This window comes from Microcoleus sp. D2_18a_D3 (genome assembly GCF_036702455.1).
Classification (GTDB): domain Bacteria; phylum Cyanobacteriota; class Cyanobacteriia; order Cyanobacteriales; family Microcoleaceae; genus Microcoleus.
The window spans coordinates 58,270-64,854 of record NZ_JAUBTK010000040.1; the positions used below are offsets into that span (position 1 = coordinate 58,270).

Sequence of the window (6,585 nt, forward strand, 5' to 3'; positions counted from 1 at the left end):
ATTATTGGGATTATTTGGATTGTCGGGATTATTGGGATTATTTGGATTGTCGGGATTATTGGGATTATTTGGATTGTTGGGATTATTCGGATTGTTGGGATTGTTGGGATTATTCGGATTGTTGGGATTGTTGGGATTAGTTGGTTGATTTGTAGTGACGATCGCACTATTGCCTTGAGTGTAAGAATTGATGAAAGATTGGCCCTGAGTAATCGTACCCACAGGATTACTGGCGATCGCCCCAGCAGTACCGTTAGTCGTCGCATCTCCCACCGCAAAAGGTATCGGCGGATTGACATCGCCGCCGCCGTGGCGGATCGTAACTGTACCCGGTTGAATGCTACCAAGAGTCGAGACGCTAAGAGGAGTGCCGTTTTGGTCAAAAGTACCCGTCACTCGAACTAAACCCGGAGTTGCGATCTCAACATTACCGCCCGGAGCATCGATCGATGCAACACTGATATCATTTTGAGCGTTAAGATTTACTGTAGAAGTGCGATCGGCACTAACAACAGGATTAACATTTATTCGCCCTATTTTGATTTCGTTTGCGGCTAAAATTCCGACACTTTCAACAGCACTTATATTACCAGTGCTGACTGTTCCCCTGCTGCTAGTGACATCAACTGCAACTCCCTGCAAGTCTCGTGAATTTACATCTAGCGGCGCTATTAAATTGACATTTCCTGTTGTGGCGTCGGTATTGTCAATATTAATACTTCCCGTATTGCTAGTTACATTAACTCCAACTCCCCGCAACTCTCCTGAATTTACATTGCCAGAACTTGTCAAATTGACATTTCCTGTTGTAGCGTCCGTATTGCCAATATTAATACTTCCCGCATTGCTGTTTACATTAACTCCAACTCCCCGCAAATCCCCTGAATTTACATTTAGCAGCCCTGTTAAATTGACAGTATTTTCTGTTGCTGTAGCTGTTTCAATATTAACACTTCCCGAATTGCTATTTATATTAACTCTTGCTCCCAACAAATCCCCAGAATTTACATTGCCCGAACCTATTATATTAATATTGCCAAGAGATGTAGTATTACCGAGCGCAATATTTCCACTATCGCTCTTGAGATCAACGGCTCCACCTTGCAAACTTCCTGCATTTAAATCGCTGGATGCTCTCAAATTAATAGTGCCAGTGCCAGCGTTAATCGATGCAACATTCATATTAGTTTGTGCATCCAAATTTACTGTAGTAATGAGGGGATTAACTGGATTTGTGGTCACAGGATTAACAGTTATTGCCCCTGTGTTGATTTCCTGTCCCGCTAGAATTCTGACATCTCCCGAAGTAGCGATCGCACCCGTATTAACACTCCCATTGCTGCTAGCACTGACAGTCGCAGCGGTGAGATTGCCAACCGTTAAGTCCCTAAAAGCTGTCAAATTAATATTCTCGGTTGCTGTAATATTGACAGGTGTAGTATTAGGCACAATGATATTGGCATCAGTCAAAACCCCCAATGCCCCGGAGTTACTGGTAATATCAACATTAGATCCCTGCAAAGTCCCAAAATTCACATTGCCAAAAGCTCTGAGTTCGATCGCCCCGGAAGTCCCAGTATCGATCGACCCTGTTACTATATTGCCTCGAACAGTATTCAGACTAATACTGCCGTTGATATCAGCACGAGAAATGTCACTTGTCAATATAATATTGTCATTAGCTTGAATATTAATTATCGAACTAGACGTTAATCTGCCCCCAACTAGCACTGCCCCTTCTCTGCTTTCGAGATTAATTTGACCGCCATTAATATCTCTAGTTGCGATTGTTCCCGGCGCTGACAAAATCACCGGCCCGCCGGCCGAAATATTTTCAACAGAAATCAAATTATTCGATAAAATAGACGCAGGAGTAAATATTGCATCGTCACCTAAAGGATTAGGTTGTTCATTATCACCCGGAGTATCTGTAGGAGAATTAGGAACATTAGGAGAATTTGCCAAATTTTGCACTCCAGCCCGCAGAATTAAAGCCGGACTGCTGGTTAAAATAGCAATATCTGGATCACCACTCACATTTTCCCTACCCAACGCAATATCGGGGCCGGTAATTGTAATATCCTCGCCAACAATACTCCCCCTCGCCTCGACTTTCAGCGAAACTCCGGTATAATCTCCAAAGAAAACATCTCCTTCCGAACTGATAATCGGGTCAAATAAACTGACCAAATTTCCCGGCATTCCCGACAAATTGCGAATCGAAAAATTGCCACCCGAAACAAAGTGAGAATCCCCCGAAATAACGCCGTTGCTAACCAAACTCAAATTGCCGCCACTTTGGAATTGCGGGGGAAGAGATAAACCGCCGATCGCATTTTGAGTGAGAATATCAATAGTGCGAGATCCCTGAATGTATAAATTCCCCCCAGCCTGCGCCAAAAAAGGATTCTGGGCGCTGTCCCTGACCCGCACCGCATCCCCACCCAGCAAACTCAAATCCCCCGTAGTTTGCAGCCTAGCGCCCGCTAACGTGAGATTTTCCGCAGCCCATAAATTCGCACTTCCCGCATTCAACTGCGGCAGCCCAGACACATTAGCAGGAATCGCCACATCCCCAGAATTCACCTGCAAACCCGATCCCACAAGCCGCACAGAACCGTCATCCGCAACCGCAACACCCGCCGCCTGATTTTGCCCAGTACCTGTCAGCAACTGCGGCAAAGAAACAGGATTTAAAGTCTGTTGAAAATTCCCAAAATTTCCGCCCGTTGCTATTTCCAAACTCAACAAATGTCCCGGTTGACTAATGCGGAGAACCTGATCTCCCGCAACAGCAGCAATAGTAATTTGCCCGCCCGCAGCCGACAACTGCCCGGTACTAACAACCGTACCGCCAAGCAAAGCCAAATTTTGCCCCGGAGTCACCGCTAAATTGCCAGCATTAACAATACTTCCCGGTACACCCGCACTAAAATAAAAACCATTTGGCGTACCAACCAACGCGCTAAAATTATTTGTACCTGCAGCATTAAACCAATTTGAACCAAAACCGACACCAGTAGCAGTAGTTGCAGTGAAAGCCGCCGGCACATTCAAACTCGCGTTCGGGCCAAACACAATCCCCGCAGGATTAATTAGAAAAAGATTAGAATTGCCGCCCGTGACAGTAATTAAACCGTTAATTAGCGAAGCGTCCCCGCCAGCAATTCGAGCTAATATATTCTGAATAGCCGGATTAGTCAGAAAATTAGCAATTTGACCTTGATTCAAGCCGAACTGCCCAAAACTGTGAAAAAGATTCGCGCCGTCTCCCGACAAACTGCCGCCGTTGATATCATAACGGTTGCCGATCGGGCTGACAACAGTACCCGTACCGTCAGCAGCAGGCACTATGGGCTGTGCTTGCGCGAAAGTATTAAAAATTAACAAAGAAAACGGACAAATAAATAGCGCAACCTTTTTAATCTTTAAGTTGGCATTTTTCATAAAAAAATTCGGTAAGTGGGAAACGAGCGTGTATTTAGACTACTCGTGGGAAACGACGTGGCGGTTTCAACCGCCTTGAATCTTTTTTCATCGAAACCTCCGGGATACCGTGGGTTCCTTACTACCGCCTTGGGATTGATTGCTCGGTGTACTTTTGTAATGTACTTTCAATGGGACAATTGCCATCTCAAGTTCTCAACCCGCGAGCGCATAGTGTTTTGCTCAAATGAGCCTCCCTTGCGGGGTAATGTGCGCTTCGACCTGGTTATAAAGGCTTGTTAGACCTGCAACACTGTTTTAGTGACTTTAAAACTGTTTAATTGCAGATGACAGAGCCCAAAACTAGCGTCGCATTTTCCGGTGTCGTGACCTAAATAACGTCTCCTCATAAGAGGGGTCTGGTCAGAACAGCTTGCAATTTCTTACAAGCTCAGTGACTTCAGTCCTGAGTTCCTGACAGCAGCAAGTAAAACTATCTCCATTGCCTGAATTATCGCACTTGCAAACAACTTACCTCTAAATTACACATTAATTCGCTCATGACAACTCCCAAAATCAAAAGCCTCTACACAGACGGCGCTTGTTCCGGCAACCCAGGCCCAGGTGGCTGGGGTGCAGTAGTTTGCTTCGCCGACGGCAACTGTCACGAACTCGGAGGTGGAGACCCCCAAACTACTAACAACCGCATGGAAATGCAGGCGGCAGTCGCTGCGCTGGAATTTTTTGCCAATTCCGGTCAAACCGAACCAGTCACCGTTTACACCGACAGCGAATACGTTAAAAACGGCATCACCAAATGGATTCAAGGCTGGAAAAATAAAGGCTGGAAAACCTCAACCGGAAAAGATGTTGTCAACCAAGACCTTTGGCACCGGCTAGACAAGCTGAATTCCCGGCAAATCAAGTGGGAACACGTCCGCGGCCACTCCGGCGACTTCTACAACGACAGATGCGATGAAATCGCCCGCAGCTTCTCGCACAATCTCACTCCCGAACTGCAACAGCGCAAACCAACGGGAGACGAGGCCGGGGCGGGCACGGGGGCACCGCCCCTACACTTTGACAACACAATTGTTTGGGAAGGAACGGACACAACTGGTAACAAAACGATAGAATCCTATGTCATAACTTCTGACCTTCCGATCTCCAACTCTACCATGATGGATTCAACTGCCGATACCCTGGAGAACTTGCCCCGCGAGGTGAGGGTTCAAGACCTCCGCAATCTGATCGAAACGTTGCACATCGCCGACGAGGTTGCGACGAAAGGCTACTTGATTACCAGTTCTGAACTGGCTGATTTGATGGATGTCAATGCCAGCGCTGTCACCAGTCGTGGAGACAACTGGGTTTGGCGGAATTGGGTAGTTTCGCGGGTGCGGCGCGAGGGCAACCAAATTCTCTGGCAATTAGAGAGAATCGACCACGTTAGTACAACTGATTAGTGGTTAGTCATGAGTTATTAGTTGATTAATGACTGATGACTAATGGCTGTCTCAAAGCAAGATTTGGCAAAATTCCGTAGGGACACAACAATGTTGTGTCCTTTTAGTCATCAGTTTAGTAAACAAACTACTTAACATCAGTCTTAGTTAAAATCAAGAATCCAACTGTCTGTAAGCCCGTATTCCAAACGCTCATAAAATCAGTGATTTTGCATCTAAAATCTCAAATATAAAATCTAAAATAGCATGAGTATCAGCTTGCGAACAGTCACTGCTACCAGATATGTCACTCCCTTGCGCGAGGGCGGGTCGCTGCCGGCGATCGTCGAAGCAGATGATGATGGTATGTACGTGCTCAAATTTCGCGGTGCGGGCCAGGGAGCCAAATCTCTGATAGCCGAGCTAGTGGCGGGAGAGATTGCTCGCGCCTCCGGACTCCCAATCCCCGAACTCGTCTTTGTTGAACTCGATCCCGAACTGGCTCGCACTGAGCCTGACCCGGAAATTCAAGATTTGATCCGAGCAAGTGCTGGCCTCAACCTCGCCCTCGACTATCTCCCGGGCTCCATCACTTTTGACCCGATAGCGGGCAAGTCTGAGGCGGATCTTGCCTCAGAAATTGTCTGGTTCGATGCTTTCGTGACCAACATCGATCGCACGCCGCGCAATGCAAATATGCTGGTATGGCACCGCCGGCTTTGGCTGATCGATCACGGTGCAGCCCTCTACTTCCACCACACCTGGAAAGATTATCTCTCGCGCAGCCGCGATCGTTTTCCGCCAATCAAAGACCACGTTCTACTGCGTTTTGCCAGTACGCTGGAAGCGGCAAATTCAAAGATGACTCAAACGCTAACCCCGGACATCATTCGCAACATTGTTAAACTAATTCCTGATACTTGGCTGGTGGGAGATTCTCCTTTCAGCGATAGCAACCAACATCGGGATGCTTATATCGAGTATTTGCTAAATCGGCTAGAATCACCACATATTTTTTTGGAGGAAGCGATTAGTGCCCGATCGATTTCTTTATGATTACGCCATTATCCGCGTCGTTCCCAAAGTCGAGCGCGAGGAGTTTATCAACGTGGGGGCGATCGTTTCCTGCGGTACGAAAAAATTCCTTGAAGCCCGGATCGAAATTGATGAACAGCGCTTGATGGCGATCGACTCAACGTTGGATTTGGAAATGATTCGCAATCACCTAGCAGTCATTCCCATCATTTGTGCAGGCGGCAAGGAATCTGGCGCGATCGGTCAACTTCCCCACAGAGAGCGCTTTCACTGGCTCGTAGCGCCCCGCAGCACGATCGTTCAGACATCGCGCGTACACACTGGTTTTTGCCAGAATTTACCGGGTGCGATCGAACACTTGCTCGATACAATGGTGCGATCGTCAAGTCGATTTTAGATTTTAGATTTTAGATTTTAGATTTACTCATTTTAGCTAAAGATGAGAACGCCAGAGCAAAAGTTCTGACTGGTAATATCAAATCTGTTAGCATCGGAATTATTCCTATCTCTCTTCTCTTAATCTGCGTAAATGGGCGTCTATCCATTGTCATCTGCGGTTATTCTCTTTGTTTAACCGCAGATACAGGCAGATCAACACAGATTAATACCATTTTTTTAAAGATGTGATAGACTTATGTAAGAAGTAAAGGAGCCAATAAAAATGTCTGGTCGCCCTAAC

The 6,585-nt window shown here is 46.6% G+C and carries 4 protein-coding genes; 3 read left to right on the forward strand and 1 reads right to left on the reverse strand.

Going from position 1 to position 6,585, the window contains the following annotated elements:
• Nucleotides 1-3,447 (reverse strand): two-partner secretion domain-containing protein (locus tag QUB06_RS18815; protein WP_333436562.1); only part of this gene is annotated, 3,447 nt, incomplete at its 3' end.
• A 539-nt stretch (nucleotides 3,448-3,986) separates the two neighbouring features.
• Between QUB06_RS18815 and rnhA the strand changes: the two genes are divergently transcribed.
• From rnhA to QUB06_RS18830, 3 genes are all read left to right on the forward strand, one after another.
• Nucleotides 3,987-4,892 carry a ribonuclease HI gene (gene rnhA / locus QUB06_RS18820; protein WP_333436563.1) on the forward strand — a complete coding sequence of 302 codons (906 nt, stop codon included), beginning with the start codon at nucleotides 3,987-3,989 and terminating at the stop codon, nucleotides 4,890-4,892.
• Between the two features lie 246 nt (nucleotides 4,893-5,138).
• A complete protein-coding gene (locus QUB06_RS18825) occupies nucleotides 5,139-5,927 on the forward strand; it encodes a HipA family kinase (protein WP_190738792.1) in 789 nt (262 codons plus the stop codon).
• Nucleotides 5,905-6,303 carry a DUF3037 domain-containing protein gene (locus QUB06_RS18830; protein ID WP_333144229.1) on the forward strand — a complete coding sequence of 133 codons (399 nt, stop codon included), beginning with the start codon at nucleotides 5,905-5,907 and terminating at the stop codon, nucleotides 6,301-6,303. Before QUB06_RS18825 ends, QUB06_RS18830 begins: the two co-directional genes overlap by 23 nt.
• Nucleotides 6,304-6,585: the final 282 nt, after the last annotated feature.

Bases quoted from the DNA above. Each gene is read 5' to 3' on its own strand.
- QUB06_RS18825 (WP_190738792.1), top strand. From the start codon at position 5,139: ATGAGTATCAGCTTGCGAACAGTCACTGCTACCAGATATGTCACTCCC.
- rnhA (WP_333436563.1), top strand. From the start codon at position 3,987: ATGACAACTCCCAAAATCAAAAGCCTCTACACAGACGGCGCTTGTTCC.